Source organism: Colwellia polaris (genome assembly GCF_002104515.1).
Lineage (GTDB): Bacteria > Pseudomonadota > Gammaproteobacteria > Enterobacterales > Alteromonadaceae > Cognaticolwellia > Cognaticolwellia polaris.
On the sequence record NZ_NBOE01000016.1, the window covers coordinates 42,085 to 60,909 of the forward strand.

At 37.4% G+C, this 18,825-nt stretch carries 17 protein-coding genes; 15 read left to right on the forward strand and 2 right to left on the reverse strand.

The genetic code is table 11. The annotated features are described in order from the left end of the window. Window positions 1-22 precede the first annotated feature (22 nt). The 13 genes from B6A32_RS18055 to B6A32_RS18115 all read left to right on the forward strand — a co-directional run bounded on the left by B6A32_RS18055 (window position 23) and on the right by B6A32_RS18115 (window position 11,733). The gene (locus tag B6A32_RS18055; RefSeq protein WP_085306318.1) at window positions 23-823 is read left to right on the forward strand and encodes a ParA family protein; all 801 of its coding nucleotides are present in this window, start codon (window positions 23-25) and stop codon (window positions 821-823) included. Between the two features lie 11 nt (window positions 824-834). Then, window positions 835-1,725, forward strand: a complete 891-nt coding sequence (locus B6A32_RS18060; RefSeq protein WP_085306319.1) for a ParB/RepB/Spo0J family partition protein — start codon at window positions 835-837, stop codon at window positions 1,723-1,725. Between the two features lie 301 nt (window positions 1,726-2,026). Next, window positions 2,027-2,419 carry an ATP synthase subunit I gene (locus B6A32_RS18065; RefSeq protein ID WP_233131469.1) on the forward strand — a complete coding sequence of 131 codons (393 nt, stop codon included), beginning with the start codon at window positions 2,027-2,029 and terminating at the stop codon, window positions 2,417-2,419. A gap of 48 nt (window positions 2,420-2,467) precedes the next feature. Continuing rightward, complete coding sequence (gene atpB / locus B6A32_RS18070; protein WP_085306320.1) at window positions 2,468-3,238, forward strand: F0F1 ATP synthase subunit A; 771 nt, start codon at window positions 2,468-2,470, stop codon at window positions 3,236-3,238. Between the two features lie 98 nt (window positions 3,239-3,336). After that, complete coding sequence (gene atpE / locus B6A32_RS18075; protein ID WP_076417406.1) at window positions 3,337-3,558, forward strand: F0F1 ATP synthase subunit C; 222 nt, start codon at window positions 3,337-3,339, stop codon at window positions 3,556-3,558. A gap of 47 nt (window positions 3,559-3,605) precedes the next feature. Then, on the forward strand, window positions 3,606-4,076 hold the full coding sequence (atpF, locus tag B6A32_RS18080; protein ID WP_085306321.1) for a F0F1 ATP synthase subunit B: 471 nt from the start codon (window positions 3,606-3,608) through the stop codon (window positions 4,074-4,076). Between the two features lie 14 nt (window positions 4,077-4,090). Next, window positions 4,091-4,624, forward strand: a complete 534-nt coding sequence (gene atpH / locus B6A32_RS18085) for a F0F1 ATP synthase subunit delta (RefSeq protein ID WP_085306322.1) — start codon at window positions 4,091-4,093, stop codon at window positions 4,622-4,624. 13 nt (window positions 4,625-4,637) lie between these two features. Next, a complete protein-coding gene (gene atpA / locus B6A32_RS18090; protein WP_085306323.1) occupies window positions 4,638-6,179 on the forward strand; it encodes a F0F1 ATP synthase subunit alpha in 1,542 nt (513 codons plus the stop codon). Between the two features lie 27 nt (window positions 6,180-6,206). Continuing rightward, complete coding sequence (gene atpG / locus B6A32_RS18095; protein WP_085306324.1) at window positions 6,207-7,067, forward strand: F0F1 ATP synthase subunit gamma; 861 nt, start codon at window positions 6,207-6,209, stop codon at window positions 7,065-7,067. Between the two features lie 57 nt (window positions 7,068-7,124). After that, window positions 7,125-8,510 (forward strand): F0F1 ATP synthase subunit beta, encoded by a 1,386-nt coding sequence (gene atpD / locus B6A32_RS18100; protein ID WP_085306325.1) that lies wholly within the window; start codon window positions 7,125-7,127, stop codon window positions 8,508-8,510. 46 nt (window positions 8,511-8,556) lie between these two features. Then, complete coding sequence (locus B6A32_RS18105; protein WP_085306326.1) at window positions 8,557-8,979, forward strand: F0F1 ATP synthase subunit epsilon; 423 nt, start codon at window positions 8,557-8,559, stop codon at window positions 8,977-8,979. Between the two features lie 289 nt (window positions 8,980-9,268). After that, the gene (locus B6A32_RS18110; RefSeq protein ID WP_085306327.1) at window positions 9,269-9,778 is read left to right on the forward strand and encodes a DUF3015 family protein; all 510 of its coding nucleotides are present in this window, start codon (window positions 9,269-9,271) and stop codon (window positions 9,776-9,778) included. A gap of 68 nt (window positions 9,779-9,846) precedes the next feature. Next, entirely contained in the window at window positions 9,847-11,733 is a 1,887-nt protein-coding gene (locus B6A32_RS18115; protein WP_085306328.1) for an Lnb N-terminal periplasmic domain-containing protein, read from the forward strand. A 90-nt stretch (window positions 11,734-11,823) separates the two neighbouring features. Here B6A32_RS18115 and B6A32_RS18120 read toward each other — a convergent pair whose 3' ends face one another. Next, entirely contained in the window at window positions 11,824-14,109 is a 2,286-nt protein-coding gene (locus B6A32_RS18120; RefSeq protein ID WP_085306329.1) for a S9 family peptidase, read from the reverse strand. A gap of 285 nt (window positions 14,110-14,394) precedes the next feature. On the opposite strand from B6A32_RS18120, the gene B6A32_RS18125 reads away from it, so the two are divergent. Together B6A32_RS18125 and B6A32_RS18130 are read left to right on the forward strand one after the other, a co-directional pair. Further along, window positions 14,395-14,883: an AMP-binding enzyme gene (locus B6A32_RS18125; protein ID WP_085306330.1), complete on the forward strand. Its 489-nt coding sequence runs from the start codon at window positions 14,395-14,397 to the stop codon at window positions 14,881-14,883. Between the two features lie 133 nt (window positions 14,884-15,016). Beyond that, on the forward strand, window positions 15,017-16,051 hold the full coding sequence (locus B6A32_RS18130; protein WP_085306331.1) for a DcaP family trimeric outer membrane transporter: 1,035 nt from the start codon (window positions 15,017-15,019) through the stop codon (window positions 16,049-16,051). A 184-nt stretch (window positions 16,052-16,235) separates the two neighbouring features. Here the strand turns inward: B6A32_RS18130 and B6A32_RS18135 are convergent, their stop codons facing one another. Further along, the gene (locus B6A32_RS18135) at window positions 16,236-18,575 is read right to left on the reverse strand and encodes a Tex family protein (protein ID WP_085306332.1); all 2,340 of its coding nucleotides are present in this window, start codon (window positions 18,573-18,575) and stop codon (window positions 16,236-16,238) included. Between the last annotated feature and the right edge of the window lie 250 nt (window positions 18,576-18,825).

The following is an 18,825-nucleotide window of genomic DNA, read 5'->3' on the forward strand; positions in this document are numbered from 1 at the left end:
TCAGAGAGTAATTGAGGTTCCTGTGGGAAAAATAATCGCGGTTGCAAATCAAAAAGGTGGTGTCGGTAAAACGACAACCTCGGTCAATCTTGCTGCATCTTTAGCGGCAACTAAAAGGAAAGTTTTACTGATCGATCTTGATCCACAAGGTAACGCTACCATGGGCAGTGGTATTGATAAATACGAAGTGCCAGCAACTTGTTATGAACTGCTTATTGAAGAGCGACCATTTGATGAAGTTGTTTGTAGAAATACTGCAGGGGTTTATGATCTTATTGCTGCTAATAGTGATGTAACGGCTGCTGAAATTAAGTTAATGGAAGTTTATTCTAGAGAGCACCGCTTAAAGAACGCTTTGTCAAAAGTAAAAAAAGATTACGATTATATTATTATTGATTGTCCCCCTTCTTTAAATATGTTGACAGTAAATGCAATGACCGCCGCTGACTCAGTGCTTGTTCCAATGCAATGTGAATACTATGCCTTGGAAGGTCTTACGGCCTTAATGGATACTATTTCACAACTAACAACCGTTGTTAATGGCAAGCTACATATTGAAGGTATTTTACGTACCATGTACGATCCACGTAACCGATTAGCCAATGATGTTTCTGAACAATTAAAGCGTCATTTTGGCGATAAACTATATCGCACCGTAATACCTCGTAATGTGCGTTTAGCCGAAGCGCCAAGTTTTGGTGCGCCAGTAATGTATTACGACAAGTCATCAACGGGTGCAAAAGCATATTTGGCTTTAGCTGGTGAAATTTTAAGACGCGCAGAACAAAAGAAGCAACCTACACCGCAAGAAACTACTGAGTAATAAGGAATATCATGAGTCAAACAAAACGTAGAGGTCTAGGACGCGGTCTTGATGCATTGCTAACAAAGCCATCTGAAAGCTCACCTGTGAATGCCAGTGAAAATAATGAACCAACAAATAAAAATGCAGAATTACAAAATTTACCTATAGAACAACTTCATCCAGGTAAATACCAGCCAAGAAAGGATATGTCTGCAGAGGCATTAGACGATTTGGCTAATTCAATAAAATCTCAAGGTATTATTCAACCGATAGTTGTACGCCCTGTAAGCGAACATAGTTATGAAATTATTGCCGGTGAACGACGTTGGCGAGCGGCACAATTGGCAGAATTAGATGCTGTTCCTTGTTTAATTAAACACGTTCCTGATGAGGCGGCAGTGGCTATAGCGTTGATTGAGAATATTCAACGTGAAGATTTAAACGCAATGGAAGAAGCTATTGCTTTAGAACGGTTGTTAATTGAATTTGAACTAACGCACCAAGAAGTGGCAGAGGCTGTTGGAAAGTCAAGAACGGCCGTAACTAACTTATTACGTTTGAATAACCTAAATAGTGAAGTTAAAACGTTACTTGAACATGGCGATATTGAAATGGGACACGCACGAGCTTTATTAGCATTAGATAATGATATTCAAACTAATACAGCACGTATTGTTGTTGCTAAAGAATTGAACGTTCGTGAAACTGAAGCTTTAATTAAGAAAGTACAACAACCGCCAAAAGAAATAGTAGAAAAGCCTGAAGATCCTAACACGAAAGCGTTAGAGCAGAACTTATCTGAAAAATTAGGTTCAGCTGTAGTAATAAGTCACAATAAAAAAGGCAAAGGTAAGTTGGTTATTTCATATAGTGATTTATCTGAACTTGATGGGATTGTTTCCCGATTTAACTCCTTTTGAAGATAACCGTTAACAAATTTAAATACATTATTGCAGTAAAATAATATTGATAAGTTAAAACGGATTATGGTTAGAGTTTTTTATCAACCTAACGGTACAAAATCAAAGTTTCAATAATGTATAATACCTAAGTAGTAGTTTATTCATCTAGTGTAGCTAAATAGCAGAATATGTCAGCAATGCTTGCCCTATTATGTTGCATTCAGTCTGTAATTCAGTATACTTGCGTCGGCTTTTTGAAGAGGATTATTTTTCTTTAAAAAACTGTAAGTAATACGAAATTATTCGTACGGAGCTACTGGTGAGTTTATATATTAACAATACGTTAGCTAAGCCAGGCAGAATATTTGCTTTTACGCAAATTTTGATATCCGTGCTCGTCGTTTTAGCTTGCAGTATAGCAACATATTTTATTTGGGGATTATCTTACGCAATATCGGTATTAGCCGGTGGCGCTATAAGTATAATCCCTAATTTTGTCTTTGCTTATAAAGCATTTAAATATGCTGGAGCAAGATCGTCAGAAAAGGTACTCGATTCCTTTTATAGTGGCGAAAAATTGAAAATTGTATTAACGGCCGTTTTATTTGCGCTAGCCTTCAGATTTTTAGCGATAGAGCCAATAGCTTTTTTCAGTAGTTTTTGTTTAGTTGTGGCTTTACCTTTGATAACACCATTTGTTATTAAACCTTAGCGGCAACCAGAATTTATACTTTAAACTTTAATCATTGGGATAATTAATATGGCTTCAGGTGCTGAAATTACTAGCCAAGAATATATTAAACATCACCTTCAGAATCTAACTGTTGGAGAAGGCTTTTGGGCCCTTCATATAGATACTTTAGGTTGGTCAATATTTTTGGGCTTGGTTTTCATTTTATCATTTCGTGCAGTAGCAAAAAAAGCAACTACAGGTGTTCCTGGTAAGTGGCAATGTGCTGTTGAAATGATTGTTGAATTTGTTGACGATAGCGTTAAAAGTACGTTTCATGGTAAAAACCCTGTAATCGCACCTTTGGCATTAACCATTTTTGTATGGGTATTGTTAATGAACGCGATGGATTGGGTACCGGTTGATTTAATACCACGTATTTTTGAGTTGTTTGGTGTGCACTATATGAAAGCCGTACCAACTACCGATCCTAATATGACCTTTGCATTAGCATTAGGTGTATTTGTGCTAATTATTTACTATTCAATTAAAGTAAAGGGTGTTGGAGGGTTCATTAAAGAATTAACAACGCAACCATTTGGCCACTGGTCACTTTATCCGGTTAACTTTATTTTAGAGATGGTTACTTTACTTGCTCGTCCGTTATCATTAGCACTACGTCTGTTTGGTAACTTGTATGCAGGTGAATTAATTTTCTTATTAATTGCGACAATTGGTTTATTCCAATTGCCAGTACACTTTTTATGGGCTGCTTTCCACTTGTTGGTTATCCCATTACAAGCGTTTATCTTCATGATGCTAACAATTCTATATTTGAGTTTAGCGCACGAAGATCATTAATTTTTTTAGCTCTTAGGAGTTAAGGGCAGGATGCCCAAAATAGTTTTTTTTTAACCTTAGTTTTTTAACTTTATAACTTTAAATAATCGGAGATAAATATGTTATATATCGCTGTTGCTTTATTAATCGGTCTAGGTGCTCTTGGTACTGCGATTGGTTTTGGTTTACTTGGTGGCAAATTCCTAGAGTCTGCTGCACGTCAACCTGAATTGGCACCTCAACTTCAAGTTAAAATGTTCATCGTAGCGGGTCTTATCGATGCTATCGCGATGATCGGTGTTGCTATCGGCTTATACCTATTATTCGCAGTTGGTGCTTAATTTTTTAAGTTGTTTTTTAACCGCGAATTTAAATAGGAGATACATAAATGAATCTTAATATGACCTTAATTGGTGAATTAATCGCATTTATCGTATTCGTAATTTTTTGTATGAAGTACGTATGGCCACCAATTATTGGTGCCATCGAAGCACGTCAAGCAGTTATTGCTGATGGACTTGCTGCTTCTGACCGTGCCGCTAAAGATCTTGAGCTTGCTCAAGAAAAAGCTACAGCACAATTAAAAGACGCTAAAGCGCAAGCAGCTGGTATTGTTGAAGCTGCTAAAAAGCGTGAAGCTCAAATAATTGAAGAAGCTGCAGTTAAGGCACAAGCTGAGAAAGAAAAAATCTTAGCGTCAGGTCATGCAGAAATTGATACAGAACGTAACCAAGCTAGAGAAGAACTACGTCAACAAGTAGCTGTTCTTTCTGTTGCTGGTGCCGAGAAAATTCTTGAGCGTTCAATTGATGCCGCTGCACATAGCGACATTTTAGATAAACTTGTAGCTGAACTTTAGAGGGAAATGAGCTTATGTCTGAATTGACAACCATCGCTCGTCCCTACGCTAAAGCGGCGTTTGATTTTGCTCTAGAAGCAAATGCAATTGAAAACTGGTTAGAAATGCTAGTTTTTGCTGCAGAAGTTGCTAGCGATGCCACCATTAATGAATACCTTTCTGGTGGCGCGTCAGTAGAACAAGCACAAGACATATTTTTAAAAGTCTGTGATGTTCAACTTGATAGCAATGGCCAAAACTTAATTAAAGTGATGGCTGAAAATCAACGTTTATTGGTGCTACCACAGGTTGTTACTCAGTTTCGCGAATTAAAAGCTGAACATGAGAAAACATTGTCTGTGTATGTAACTTCAGCTGTTAAATTAACAGCTGAACAAGAAACTACATTATGCGCTGCGCTTGAAAAGCGTTTGGCTCGAAAAGTAAAACTTAATTGTAATATTGATGCAAACGTAGTCTCTGGCTTAGTAATAAAAGCTGGTGATATGGTAATAGATGGTTCAGTACGAGGTAAATTGAACCGCTTAGCAACAACAATGCAATCCTAACGGGGAACAGAGTATGCAACTGAATTCCACTGAAATCGCTGAACTGATCAAAAGTCGTATTGAACAGTTTGACGTAGTTAGTGAAGCTCGTAATGAAGGTACTATCGTTTCTGTAACTGACGGTATCATTCGTATTCACGGCCTTGCAGATGTAATGCAAGGTGAGATGATTGAACTTCCTGGCAATCGCTTTGCTATCGCGTTAAACCTTGACCGTGATTCGGTCGGTGCGGTAGTTATGGGTCCTTACGCGGATCTAGCTGAAGGCGTTAAAGTAAAATGTACTGGTCGTATTTTAGAAGTACCAGTAGGACGTGGTCTATTAGGCCGTGTTGTAAACACTCTTGGTGAGCCAATTGACGGTAAAGGACCTATCGATAACGATGGTTTTGCTCCAGTTGAAATGATGGCACCAGGCGTAATCGATCGTAAATCTGTTGATGAGCCTGTTCAAACAGGTATTAAATCAATCGATGCAATGATTCCAATTGGTCGTGGTCAACGTGAACTTATCATCGGTGACCGTCAAATTGGTAAATCTGCTATCGCATTAGATGCAATCATCAATCAGAAAAATACCGGTATTAAGTGTGTATACGTAGCTATTGGCCAAAAAGCCTCTACTGTTGCTAACTTAGTTCGCTCACTAGAAGAGCACGGCGCGTTAGATAATACTATCGTTGTTGTTGCTGGTGCTGCTGAAGCTGCTGCACTACAGTACTTGTCAGCATATTCTGGCTGTACTATGGGCGAATACTTCCGTGACCGCGGTGAAGATGCACTAATCGTATATGATGATTTGTCTAAGCAAGCAGTTGCTTACCGTCAAATCTCATTACTTTTACGTCGTCCGCCAGGCCGTGAAGCATACCCAGGTGACGTTTTCTATCTTCACAGTCGTTTACTTGAACGTGCTGCTCGTGTAAACGAAGCATACGTTGAACGTTTTACTAACGGTGAAGTAAAAGGTAAAACAGGTTCATTAACTGCCTTACCTATCATTGAAACGCAAGCGGGTGATGTATCTGCATTCGTACCAACTAACGTAATCTCAATTACCGATGGTCAGATTTTCTTAGAATCTAACCTATTTAACTCAGGTATTCGTCCTGCTGTTAACGCTGGTATTTCTGTATCACGTGTTGGTGGTGCTGCTCAAACGAAAATCATCAAGAAATTAGGTGGTGGTATACGTTTAGCTTTAGCACAATATGCTGAATTAGCCGCATTTGCTCAGTTTGCATCAGATTTAGATGACGCTACTCGTGCTCAATTAGAGCATGGTCAACGTGTTACTGAATTAATGAAGCAAAAGCAATACAGCCCATTGTCAATTGCAGAAACAGCCGTATCATTATTTGCCGCAGAAAAAGGCTTTTTAAATGATATCGAAATCAATAAAGTTGTTGATTTTGAAGAAGCATTACGTTCATACGTAAACAATGAGCACGCTGAGTTGATGGCTACAATCAATGAAAAAGGCGACTATAACAAAGATATCGAGTCTGGTTTAGCGAAAGCGATTGAAGCTTTCAAAGCTACTCAAACTTGGTAATTTAGTTAACCTTTTCGGAGAATAGTCATGGCCGGTGGTAAAGAGATAAAATCGAAGATCGGAAGTGTTAAAAATACACAGAAGATCACCAGCGCGATGGAAATGGTTGCAGCTAGCAAAATGCGTAAAGCGCAAGATAGCATGGCTTCATCACGTCCATACGCTGAAAATATGCGAAATGTGATCGGTCACATCGCGCTTGGTAATCTAGAATATCGTCATCCATATATGGTTGAACGTGAAGCTAAGCGTGTAGGTTATATCGTAGTCTCAACAGACCGTGGTTTGTGTGGTGGTTTAAACATTAACTTGTTTAAACAAGTACTTGCTGATGCTGGTAAACAGCAATCAGCAGGCGCTGAAGTTGAATTTGCTGTAGTGGGTTCTAAAGCTACTTCATTTTTCAACAATATGGGCGCTAAAGTAGTATCACAAATTTCGGGTTTAGGTGACAACCCTTCACTGACTGACTTAGTTGGTAGTGTTAAGGTGATGTTAAATGCCTATGACAATGGTGAGATCGATAGATTGTTCATTGTGTATAACAAATTTGTTAACACAATGACGCAAAAACCAACAATCGATCAACTTTTACCTTTGCCTAAGTCAGATGATGACGCTATTAAGCATCGCTGGGATTACATATACGAACCTGATGCTCAAGCAATACTTGAACATTTATTAGTTCGTTATACAGAATCTCAAGTATATCAAGGTGTGGTTGAAAACCTCGCATGTGAACAAGCCGCTCGTATGGTTGCGATGAAATCTGCAACTGATAACGCGGGTGACTTAATTGATGATTTACAATTGGTATACAACAAAGCTCGTCAAGCAAGTATTACTCAAGAGTTGGGTGAAATTTGTGCAGGTGCAGCAGCGGTATAAGCAAAGGTTCTTTGTTTATTTTTTAGTAAATAAGAGCACAAGATTAGAGGATTAAACATGAGTACAGGTAAAGTCGTCCAAATCATTGGCGCAGTTGTGGATGTAGAATTCCCACAAGATGCTGTACCTCAGGTATATGACGCGTTAAACATAACTGAAGGTGACCTTTCAGGCTTAGTACTAGAAGTACAACAGCAATTAGGTGGTGGTGTAGTTCGTGCTATCGCTATGGGTTCATCAGACGGTTTGCGTCGTGGTCTGACAGTAGTAAACACAGGTGATAACATCCAAGTACCAGTAGGTACATGTACATTGGGTCGCATCATGAACGTATTGGGTGAGCCTATCGATGAAGCTGGCCCAATCGGCGAAGAAGAAAAGTGGTCAATTCACCGCGCAGCGCCAGCTTATGCTGACCAAGCGATGTCTAATGAGCTACTTGAAACTGGTATCAAAGTAATCGATTTAGTATGTCCATTCGCTAAGGGTGGTAAAGTTGGTTTATTCGGTGGTGCTGGTGTTGGTAAAACCGTTAACATGATGGAACTTATTCGTAACATCGCGATCGAGCATAGCGGCTACTCAGTATTTGCTGGTGTAGGTGAGCGTACTCGTGAAGGTAACGATTTCTACCATGAAATGAACGACTCTAACGTACTTGATAAAGTATCGTTAGTTTACGGCCAAATGAACGAGCCTCCAGGAAACCGTTTACGCGTAGCGTTCACTGGTTTGACTATGGCTGAAAAATTCCGTGACGAAGGTCGTGACGTATTATTTTTCGTAGATAACATCTACCGTTACACACTTGCTGGTACTGAAGTATCTGCATTGTTAGGTCGTATGCCATCAGCTGTTGGTTACCAACCAACACTTGCTGAAGAAATGGGTGTTCTTCAAGAGCGTATTACCTCTACGAAGAAAGGTTCAATCACTTCAATCCAAGCGGTATACGTACCAGCAGATGATTTGACCGATCCATCTCCAGCTACAACCTTTGCTCACTTAGATGCAACAGTTGTATTGAGTCGTGATATTGCATCGCAAGGTATTTACCCTGCTATTGACCCACTAGATTCTACATCTCGTCAACTAGATCCATTAGTAGTTGGTACTGAGCATTATGAAACTGCCCGTGGTGTTCAATCAACATTACAACGTTACAAAGAACTAAAAGATATCATCGCCATCTTAGGTATGGATGAGTTATCTGAAGAAGATAAATTAGCAGTGAATCGCGCACGTAAGATTCAACGTTTCTTATCTCAACCGTTCTTCGTTGCTGAAGTATTCACAGGTTCTCCTGGTAAGTACGTATCTCTTAAAGACACTATTAGTGGTTTTAAAGGCTTACTTGCAGGTGAGTTTGATGATTTACCTGAGCAAGCTTTCTACATGGTTGGTTCTATTGAAGAAGCAGCTGAAAAAGCTAAAAACATGTAATGAAGGCTGGTGATTAACATAAGTTAATCACCGATTAGGAGGTCACATGGCAATACTTTCTGTAAATCTTAATGTAGTAAGTGCTGAAGAAGAGTTATTTTCTGGTAGCATTGAATCATTACAGATCACAGGTAGCGAAGGTGAATTAGGCATTATGCCTGGTCACGCACCTTTGCTGACCTCACTAAAACCAGGTATGGCTAGAATCGTTAAGAAAGGCGGTGACGAAGAAGTTATCTATCTTTCTGGCGGTATGCTTGAAGTTCAACCTAATAGTGTAACTGTTTTAGCTGATGTTGCTATACGTGTTGCAGACTTAGATGAGCAACAAGCATTAGAAGCTAAAGAACGAGCTGAAAAGCATATGAATGATCACGGCGATGACGTTGATTATGCAGAAGCTGCTTCTGAATTAGCTCGTGCTGTTGCACAATTACGTGTAATACAAGCTACCAGCAAAAATAGCTAACACTAAGTTTTAGTGATCAATAAAGCGACTTTTACTTCGGTAAACAGTCGCTTTTTTATTGCTTATAAATTGCATATTGTAGATAAACGTTAGTAAATAATTAATATCGGGTTAACAATGAGTTATAGATATTTAACAGCCTATGTTAATTGAATAAAAAAAAATTTATCTAGCTAATAGAACAGTTAATATTAATATGTTGATTTATATGGTCTTTATTTATATTATCTAAAGGTTTAATTTAAACAGCTTTTAATAAAACTTAATAAAAATAAAATAGGGATATATTGTGAATAAAACTAAAATATTAATCAGTTCTATAGCTATAGCTTTTTGTGCATCTTCTGTAAATTCATTTGCCTTTGATAAAACACCTGGTTCGGGCCCTAACCCATTTTCAGATTGTGGTATCGGCGCTGCTTTATTTAAAGATACAAAATGGGCAGCTGTTACATCAAATGTAATTTGGGATATAGGTACTACAGCTGTTACTTCTGCTACAGCAAGCCCAGAAACATGTAGTGGTGCAAATATTATCGCGGCAAAATTCATTATTGATAATTATGATAATATTGTAGAAGAAATTGCCGAAGGTTCAGGCGATCACTTAGCATCTATGTATGGCGTTCTAGGTTGTGACAACAGCGTACAAACTGAAGTTACTGCAAGTATCCGTACTGATATGGTACAAACAATTAACCAAGCTGATTATCAAGATAAAAACTTGGTACAAAAATCATCAGATCTTTATAACATAGTTAACAACTCTACTGTTGTTGGAAATTGTGCAGTAATTTAATGTAATTTTTGTTTTAATAAATAGCTGCTTAAAAAGCAGCTATTTTTATTTATAGCTAAACCTTTCTTATGCAATTAAAAACTATTCTGCTCTGCCTAATTATCTACTGCTGTACTTTCGAAGTTTCTGCTCAAAAAATTAGAGTTTTATCTTATCCAACTGAATTAATTGACTCAATATCAGCTTCAGAAAAATGGCAAAAGCTGATTAAGCTTTCACCAAATTTCGATAGTGAAAATAGTAATATTAATATACATTCACAGCGCTTTTATTTTAGTGAAATGTCAGAGCTAACAGCGAAAAAGGAGCTAATTAAAACCTTATACGCATTTCAAAACACCGATCATCAAAATACTACTGAAGAAAACCCGCAATGTAGATTCCCTGCTAGGTATTATTGGCTAAAAAAGCAATTCGATCTATCTAATGTAAAAGAGGTTGAATGCCATGACTTTTTGGCATGGTCAAAATTATCGTCAACACAGTCATTAAGTTTAATTTTCGCGACAGGTTACTTAGGAAACCCAGCTTCATACTATGGTCATACATTATTAAAGCTAAACAGCGACCAGAATAAAAAACTTAACTTATTAGAAACAAGTGTAAATTTTGGCGCTAAAGTTCCTAAAAATGAAGATCCGATAAGCTATATGCTTAAAGGCGTTGTTGGTGGATACGATGGAAGCTTTTCGCATTCAAGTTACTATTATCACACGCAAAACTATCTTGAAAATGAATTACGTGATCTTTGGGAGTATCAATTAAACTTATCTCAAGATGATTATTACTTTCTAGTTGCTCATATATGGGAGTTGATAGAACAAGATTATATATATTACTTTTTTGATGAAAACTGTGTCTACAGAATGTATGAACTATTTAGTTTATTTGACGATATAGATTTGCCACCAATCAAAGCACCATGGGTGATTCCACAAGAAGTTGTTAGCGCTATTAACTCAGCAACATACAAAGGTGTGCCGTTAGTTTCTAAAGTTAAATATATTCCATCAAGGCAATCGAGTTTTTATAATAAATATTGGCAATTAAATACCAATGAAAAATTATTAATTGCCAAAATAGTTGAGAACCCTGAGCAAATAAATTTACTAAACGCAGAAGCAATAGTATTTCAAGCAAAGCTTAAAATTTTGAGTACTTTGCTAGATTATTATCAATATTTAATTTCTGTAGATAAAGACAATGTAAAGCTGAATAAGCAATCGTATACGCGGGTGTTAACTTATAGATATAACCTAGCACCAGGAAAGGTGAAGTTTAAGGATAAACTAGCGATATCACCCCATTTAGCAAGGCCATCAAGTTACTTACAGTTAGGGTTTATGCATAATGAAAAGCTAGGTAATGGTGTCGCTATAAAATTTAGACCTGCATATTATGATCAGTTAGATGCTGAAAGTGGTCATATTAGAAATGGTGCTCTTAAAATGGGTGAGTTAGATCTTGAATATATAAATAATAAACTTGCCATTAGAGGTTTATCTATATTTGAAGTTATTAGTGTATCAAATCAAGCAACAGGTTTACCTCATGATGGTTACGACGCTTGGAGGCTGTATTTAGGTCTTCAAAAACAAGACAACAAGTGTACAAACTGTGCCGATTTTACTTTCAAAGCTAACAAAGGCTTATCCATCCCTATTCTTGAAAATACCACAGTCGGTGGTTATATAGGCGGTGCTTTTGTCGAAAATTATTTAGATAGAGGTCGAGTGTATATATCTAGTAATTTAACGCTAAACCAATCAATTAATAACGATTGGAATTTTTTGGTAGATCTTGAAGCAAGAAAGTATTTAGAAAACGAACAAGTAACTAAATACAAGGTTAAAGCTGAAACGCGTTATAGAGTTAACTTTAACCATGAATATATAGATTTTAGGCTGATATTAAGTAACGACGAAACTGTGTTGAGCCTTGGCTATTATTGGTAAATATAGCTATTAAATATATTATTAAAACAATAAAAAAGCCGATATCAATAAGATATCGGTTTTTTGTAAAATAGACTTATAACACGCTAGTTACTTACTAAAAGTAAACTCTTTTGGTGGTGTTAAAGCCATTAAGTGTTGTACAAAATAGTCCCAACGTTTTCGCATCATGTAATGCTCTCTAGCAAAGCCATGGCCGCGATTAGGTAGCATAAGCATATCAAAGTCTTTATTTGCTGCTATTAACGCTTCTGCGACCACTAAAGTGTTATATGGTGGTACATTTGTGTCTGTTGTGCCATGCGCTAGCAGTAACTTACCTTTTAGGTTTTCTACGATCAATTGGTTAGCTTGGCTGTCATAGTTAGTTGTATCATCTTCATTTTTAACTAATAAACCATGATATTTTTCGCCCCATTCATCGGCATAGTTTCTATTGTCATGATTTCCCGCTTGAGAAACAGCAACAGAATAAAAATCAGGGTAAGTTAATAAAGCGCGAGTCGAAGCAAAACCACCACCTGAATGCCCCCATATTCCTACACGATTAATATCAATCCAGCTATTTTTTGCTGCTAGTTGTTTAATCGCGGCAACTTGATCTGGAATCCCACTGTCACCCATATTTTCATAGTAAAATTCATGAAAGTTTTTTGAACGACCCGGCGTACCTAAAGCGTCAATTTCTATAACGATAAAACCAAGTTCAGCGATGGCTTGATTATCGCCTCTGGCTGATCTGAAGTGGCGACCACGAATACTGCCTACTTGAGGGCCAGGATATAAATAATTTACCACGGGGTATGACTTATTGGCGTCAAAATCACTAGGCTTATACATTAAACCGTAAATGTTATGTTCGTTATTGCGATCTTTTACTATAAATGGACTTGGAGCCTCCCAACCTGTAGCGGTTAGATCATCAATATTCATTTGCTCAACAATAAAACCTGACTTATTAATAGTACTGCGAATAAAACTGATTTCTGGTTGGGTTGGCGTAGATACACGATCTAAAAAGTAATCTGCACTTTTACTTAACGTAATGCGGTGATGCTTTTTCTCAGGCGTTAGTAAGGTTAAATCTGAACCATCTTTATTGATACTGTAAAGATAATGAAAATAAGGATCTCCACCCTCTTTACCTGCTCCAGTAAAAATTAATTTCCCCGTTTCTTGATTAACATTCAGTAAAGCTAAAACGGTCCAGTCGCCTTTAGTTATTTGATTTTTAATCTTGCCTGTTTTAGCATCAACTAAATATAAATGTCCCCAGTTTGAACGTTGCGAAAACCAAATAAACTCATGGCTTTTATCAAGATATTTCCAGCTAATATCACTCACACCCGATTCGAAAAAGCTCTCAGCTGTTTCAGTGAAAACGGTTCGAACTTTACCTGAGGTGGCATCGGCTATTTTTAGTGTTGCTTTTTTGTGATCACGAGATGATGAAACAAAGGCAAAATGACGGCTATCGCTCGACCAATCAATATCTAACAAACTACCATCGCTACCAGCAACATGATCCGTTATGGTTGACCTATGGTCGTCTGCAGGCATGTCGAGAACAACAACACTTGCTTTCTCGATATCAATCACTACACGGTGGATTTTAAAAATGTTTTCATCACCAGGTAATGGGTACTTCCAAACATCAATTTTAGGGTGCCCTACCGCAGTAGACACTATACCCATTTCACCAACATTGCGGCCATCATGTTTAAAGGTAGTGAGTTTTTTTGAATCAGGGGACCATTTTACTACCGGTTTTTTACCGCGAATCCAACCCGCATTATTAGTTGCATAAGCAAAGTTTTCTATACCGTCTGTGGTTAATTGCTTTTCGCTATTATCGTTAAGGTTTCTAAGCCACAAATTATGTTCACGAATAAACACCGCTTGTTCACCATTAGGTGCAACGAGTTCGTTACTTTTAAAGGCACTTTCATTTACTTGGCAGGTATAGTTCTGAATATTACATTGGTAAAAGTTGCTATCTACTTTTAACGAAATAAGCCCATCAGATATAAAATCGATTCGACTGAAAGGTAAGTCTGTTTGGCTAACTTCTTGTTCGGTAACTCTTGCTAATGCTTTGGCAAGCTTTTGATGATTAAAAGCTAATTTCTTGGCTTTTGTTTTAGTATCAACAATAAAGAATTGTTTGCCATTTTTGGTATGGCTTTGATAAACAAGTTTATCGTCTTTAGTCCAATTGGGTTTTTCAACTGTGCCGTAAACTAATGCTTCAGTATGTTGAGCTAATTGGCGTTCTGCTTGTTGATATTTTTCTATGTCGAGAACTTCGGCGTTAACATTAAAACCTAAGCACGCTATAGCAGCTGCTGCATTTATCGTTTTTATTTTTGAAACCATGAATAACCTTTTATTTAATAGCTATAAAATAGGATTTTTTTATATTCTATCACTTCTAATATATTTGCTTTGTAAATAATCGTTCAACAGAATAATCTTTACGATAATTAGCCATCAAGCCGTTATCAATTGTTATATTTCATTCGCTTTAGACTAAAGTCTACCGTATTTTTCACCCATTTTAGACTTAGGTCTAATTTATAAGTCATCGCTGATTCTCTAGTGTTAATAACACCATATATAGCTTCGATTAAATTTTATCGAAGAGATTAATTAGAGAGTCATATGCTTAACAAGCAAGAACTACATGCCGAATCAACGCCATTGTCGTGGCTACAATCTAATAATGGTGAATGGCAGTATTTTGTTGATGAAAGTTTATTAAAAGCAAGCACCGTATCGGTTAGTGAACCAGATTATATTTGGATAGTTTCTCAAAATACGGTTAGTCATAAAGTATGTGGCTATCGAATTGCTAACCAGACGATGGAAAATTTTATTGAGCAGTTAGCTGGGGTTGAACAAGCCGTTGTAATTGGCGTTCCTCATGAAACTAAAGGTAATGCGCTTCATGTTTTTATTGAATTAAGCCATTTAAACATTGAAAAAGCTACGTTATCAAATGCTATCAATGCCAAACTTGCGGGCGGTATAGGTGAGTTTGCCTATGTTGATGCTATCAATTTTGTTGAAGCACTTCCTCTTGATAAAAACAAAAAAAATCTCAGAAAAGAACTTAAATTACAAACTATTAATTTAAAGTGTGCAGCATAAAAAATATAAAAATAAGATAACGATTTGTTAAATATTCACATAATTAATACGTTATTAAAACTTAATTAATAAAAACACTGCCAGAGCTTATCTGTTGTTGCTCTATGGTTAATAACACACGGGGAAAGTAAAAATGTTAAATAAGAAAAAGCTTTTATTAGCAACAGGTTTATTGGCTATGGCTGGCAGCGCAAGCGCTGGTTATGAAATTAAATTATCTGATAACGACACTGTTACCTTTGGTGGCTATATCAAATTAGATGCACGTTATGTTGACGGTGATATTAACAGTATTACTAATGACTATTGGGTTGGCGCGGGTACAGTAGGCGATATTTCTCGCACTAGCTTTCGTGCAACCGAGTCTCGCTTTAACACTAAATATGTTCATGGTGATATAACGGGCTTTATTGAACTTGATTTTCATGGTGGTGGCGGTAACGAAATTGTATCGAATTCAGCAAGCCCAAGATTACGTCATGCATTTATTAAATATAAAAACATATTAGTGGGACAAACTTGGTCAACGTTTGTTAATACCAGTGCTTTAGCTGAAGCGGCTGATTTTGCCGGCCCACTAAATGCTGCGGCGTTTATTCGACAAGGCCAAGTTCGTTATACTCATGGAAACTTTCAAGTTGCAATAGAAAACCCTGAGTCAGATAAAGGTGATCCAAGCCAAGATAAAATGCCAGATGTTATTGCTAAATATACCTTCAAAGGTGATTGGGGTAATGTTTCTGTTGCGGGTTTAGCTCGACAATTAAACACAGTTGGTGGTAATTCTGAGTCGGCATTTGGTTATGGCATTGCAGGTAAAATTAACACCTTTGGCAAAGATGATATTCGTTTTCAATTACATGGCGGTGAAACCGGACGTTATGTTGGTGTAGTAGCGGCTCGCGATTTAGTTGGTGAAGAAGTCGAGGAAACTACGTCTTACATGGTTGCTTATCGCCATTTCTGGAATGACGATATTCGCAGTACGGCATTTTTTGGCAAAACAACCACTGAAGTTGCCGATGCTGACAGAAGACATTGGGGCGTAAATATATTTAAGAACTATACCAAAGAGTTATCATTTGGTTTAGAGGTAGGGAATTTTGAATCTGCTGATCAAAATGCCGATTCAGACTATGTACAGTTTTCCGCAAAATACGTACTTTAGTTAACAATCTTGCGTTAGTAAACCTCCCAACCGAGGTTGTTTATGGGGAAGCAATAGCTTCCCTTTTTTTATCTTCAAAATTAAATATGGGCCAATTTCACCTTAAAAACTATATTAAGAATAGTTTCAACGACAGCCCTCAACTTAACTTTGACAGCTAAAGACTGTTTGCTCAATGAATAATTTATTTCTTTAACTTAGCAAATGCATCCGCGAAGGCATTACCCATAGCGGCATTGTTATCAGCCTTTGGTTGTTGAGTTCTGGTTTTATTCTTGTGATGCTGACCTTTAGCATGTTTGTCATTACTTTGTGTTTTATGTGACTTTCCTAATGGCTGGCTTTTCACATGTGGTGTTGCTTCATCTAAACGCATGGTTAAGCTAATGCGCTTACGTTGTGGATCAACTTCAGTTACCTTAACTTTTACCACTTCGCCAGCTTTAACCACTTCATGTGGGTCGCTAACAAACTTATTAGTGAGTGATGAAATATGCACTAAGCCGTCTTGGTGAACACCGATATCAACAAAAGCACCAAAATTAGCCACGTTCGAAATAACGCCTTCGAGTACCATGCCTACTTTTAAGTCGTTAATGGTATTAACGCCTTCTTGAAAGGTTGCTGTTATAAACTCAGGTCGTGGATCTCGCCCCGGTTTTTCTAACTCGTTGATTATATCTTTAACTGTAACTTCACCAAAATTATCGCTAATTAAGGCTGTAACATTAACTTTCTCTAATTCAGCTTTGTTACCCATAACTTCACTGATATCGGCGTTAAGTTGTGTTAACAGTTGCTTAACTAAATCGTAAGTTTCAGGGTGAACACCCGATAAATCTAACGGATTATTACCATTATGAATCCGTAAGAAACCAGCCGCTTGTTCGAAGGCTTTAGGTCCTAAACGTGCAACTTTTTTTAGTTCATTACGGTTGTTGAATCGACCATGTTCATCACGAAAACTTACTACGTTATTTGCCATGGTTTTGTTTAAACCCGACACGCGCATTAATAAAGCAGCAGAAGCACTGTTTAAGTCAACACCCACGGCATTTACACAGTCCTCAATAACGTTGTCTAAGGTCTGGCTAAGTTGGCTTTGGCTTACATCGTGTTGATATTGACCAACACCAATGGCTTTCGGGTCTATTTTAACTAACTCTGCTAAAGGGTCTTGTAAACGGCGTGCAATAGAAACCGCACCACGAATGGAGACATCTAAATCAGGAAATTCTTTAGCAGCAAACTCAGACGCTGAATAAACTGAGGCGCCGGCTTCACTAACAATAACTTTTGTTGGTTTATTGGTTTCTAACTTAGCAATAACATCGGCAATAAGTTTGTCACTCTCGCGTGAAGCTGTGCCGTTGCCAATCGCTACTAGCTCTACTTTATGTTGTTGACATAAATTAACTAAAGTACGTACGGACTTATCCCAATGATTTTGTGGAGCATGGGGGAATATGGTTGCCGTTTGTAATAATTTGCCAGTAGCATCGACTATGGCAAGTTTACAGCCGGTTCTGAGGCCAGGATCTAAACCTAAAGTTATTTTTGCTCCTGCAGGTGCCGCCATCATTAAATCATTTAAATTACGTGAAAATACTTTAATGGCTTCAACTTCGGCTTGTTCGCGTAATTGCCCTAATAGTTCTGTTTCTAAACTTTGGCTAAGTTTTACTTTCCATGTGGTTTGTACAACTTTAGTTAAAAATTCTGCTGCTGCTTGGCCTGTTAAACGTAAATTAAAATGTTCGCTGATCAGTTGTTGTGCACTTGAAAACGCCCCTTCTTGCCCTGGGTCGGTATCAATGCTTAACGATAGTAGCTTTTCGTTACGTCCTCGCAACATGGCTAACATACGGTGTGACGGTACTGATTTTAATAATTCAGAATGTTGGAAGTAATCGCGATATTTTGCCGCTTCATTTTCTTTGCTTTTTATAACTTTACTACACAAGTGAGCTTGCTTAAGAAGGTGGCGGCGTAATTTCTGAATTAAATTAGCATCTTCAGCAAAACGTTCGACTAAAATAAAATGTGCGCCTTCAAGCACTGAGGCAACATCACTAAACCCTTGCTCACTATTGATGAAAGCTATTGCTTCTTGTGCTGGGTTAAGCTGCCAATTGTTATATATTTTATTCGCTAGCGGTTCTAAACCGGCGGTAATCGCTATTTGTCCTTTGGTTTTTCTTTTGGGTTTATAAGGTAAATAAAGATCTTCTAAACGGGTTTTATTATCAGCATTATTTAGCTCGTTGGATAAAGCTGGCGTTAATTTACCTTGCTGCTCAATATTATTGATAATAACTTTTCGACGTTCGGCTAAGTCGCGTAAATAAACTAAGCGTTGGGCAAGGTGGCGTAAATGATTATCATCAAGTCCTTGGGTAACTTCTTTTCGGTAACGGGCAATAAAAGGAACCGTTGCACCTTCATCTAGTAAGTTTATAGCCGCATTTATTTGGCTAGTATTTACATCAAGTTCTTTGGCTATTTGCTCAGCAATGGGCGTCATTTATACGGGATCCTAGATCTTTAAAAGTCTTGTTTTTGTTGGCCTTATTATACACTCAATTACTACTGAGGTGCGATACAGCCAGTAAGTTTTTTCAGCAACCTTAAAAAGCCTAAACCCTAGGTAAGGGCGAAATACAATTTTAATAGAGAAGCAGGTAATTTAGCGTTACAATGTTGTAATACGTTATCAACGGTTGGTGAGTTTATGCTTATTCATCAAGTTGATATAAGTAACTTTATCAATTAAA

Bases quoted from the DNA above. Each gene is read 5' to 3' on its own strand.
- B6A32_RS18060 (WP_085306319.1), top strand. From the start codon at position 835: ATGAGTCAAACAAAACGTAGAGGTCTAGGACGCGGTCTTGATGCATTG.
- atpB (WP_085306320.1), top strand. From the start codon at position 2,468: ATGGCTTCAGGTGCTGAAATTACTAGCCAAGAATATATTAAACATCAC.
- atpE (WP_076417406.1), top strand. From the start codon at position 3,337: ATGTTATATATCGCTGTTGCTTTATTAATCGGTCTAGGTGCTCTTGGT.
- atpF (WP_085306321.1), top strand. From the start codon at position 3,606: ATGAATCTTAATATGACCTTAATTGGTGAATTAATCGCATTTATCGTA.
- atpH (WP_085306322.1), top strand. From the start codon at position 4,091: ATGTCTGAATTGACAACCATCGCTCGTCCCTACGCTAAAGCGGCGTTT.
- atpA (WP_085306323.1), top strand. From the start codon at position 4,638: ATGCAACTGAATTCCACTGAAATCGCTGAACTGATCAAAAGTCGTATT.
- atpG (WP_085306324.1), top strand. From the start codon at position 6,207: ATGGCCGGTGGTAAAGAGATAAAATCGAAGATCGGAAGTGTTAAAAAT.
- atpD (WP_085306325.1), top strand. From the start codon at position 7,125: ATGAGTACAGGTAAAGTCGTCCAAATCATTGGCGCAGTTGTGGATGTA.
- B6A32_RS18105 (WP_085306326.1), top strand. From the start codon at position 8,557: ATGGCAATACTTTCTGTAAATCTTAATGTAGTAAGTGCTGAAGAAGAG.
- B6A32_RS18115 (WP_085306328.1), top strand. From the start codon at position 9,847: ATGCAATTAAAAACTATTCTGCTCTGCCTAATTATCTACTGCTGTACT.
- B6A32_RS18120 (WP_085306329.1), bottom strand. From the start codon at position 14,109: ATGGTTTCAAAAATAAAAACGATAAATGCAGCAGCTGCTATAGCGTGC.
- B6A32_RS18125 (WP_085306330.1), top strand. From the start codon at position 14,395: ATGCTTAACAAGCAAGAACTACATGCCGAATCAACGCCATTGTCGTGG.
- B6A32_RS18130 (WP_085306331.1), top strand. From the start codon at position 15,017: ATGTTAAATAAGAAAAAGCTTTTATTAGCAACAGGTTTATTGGCTATG.
- B6A32_RS18135 (WP_085306332.1), bottom strand. From the start codon at position 18,575: ATGACGCCCATTGCTGAGCAAATAGCCAAAGAACTTGATGTAAATACT.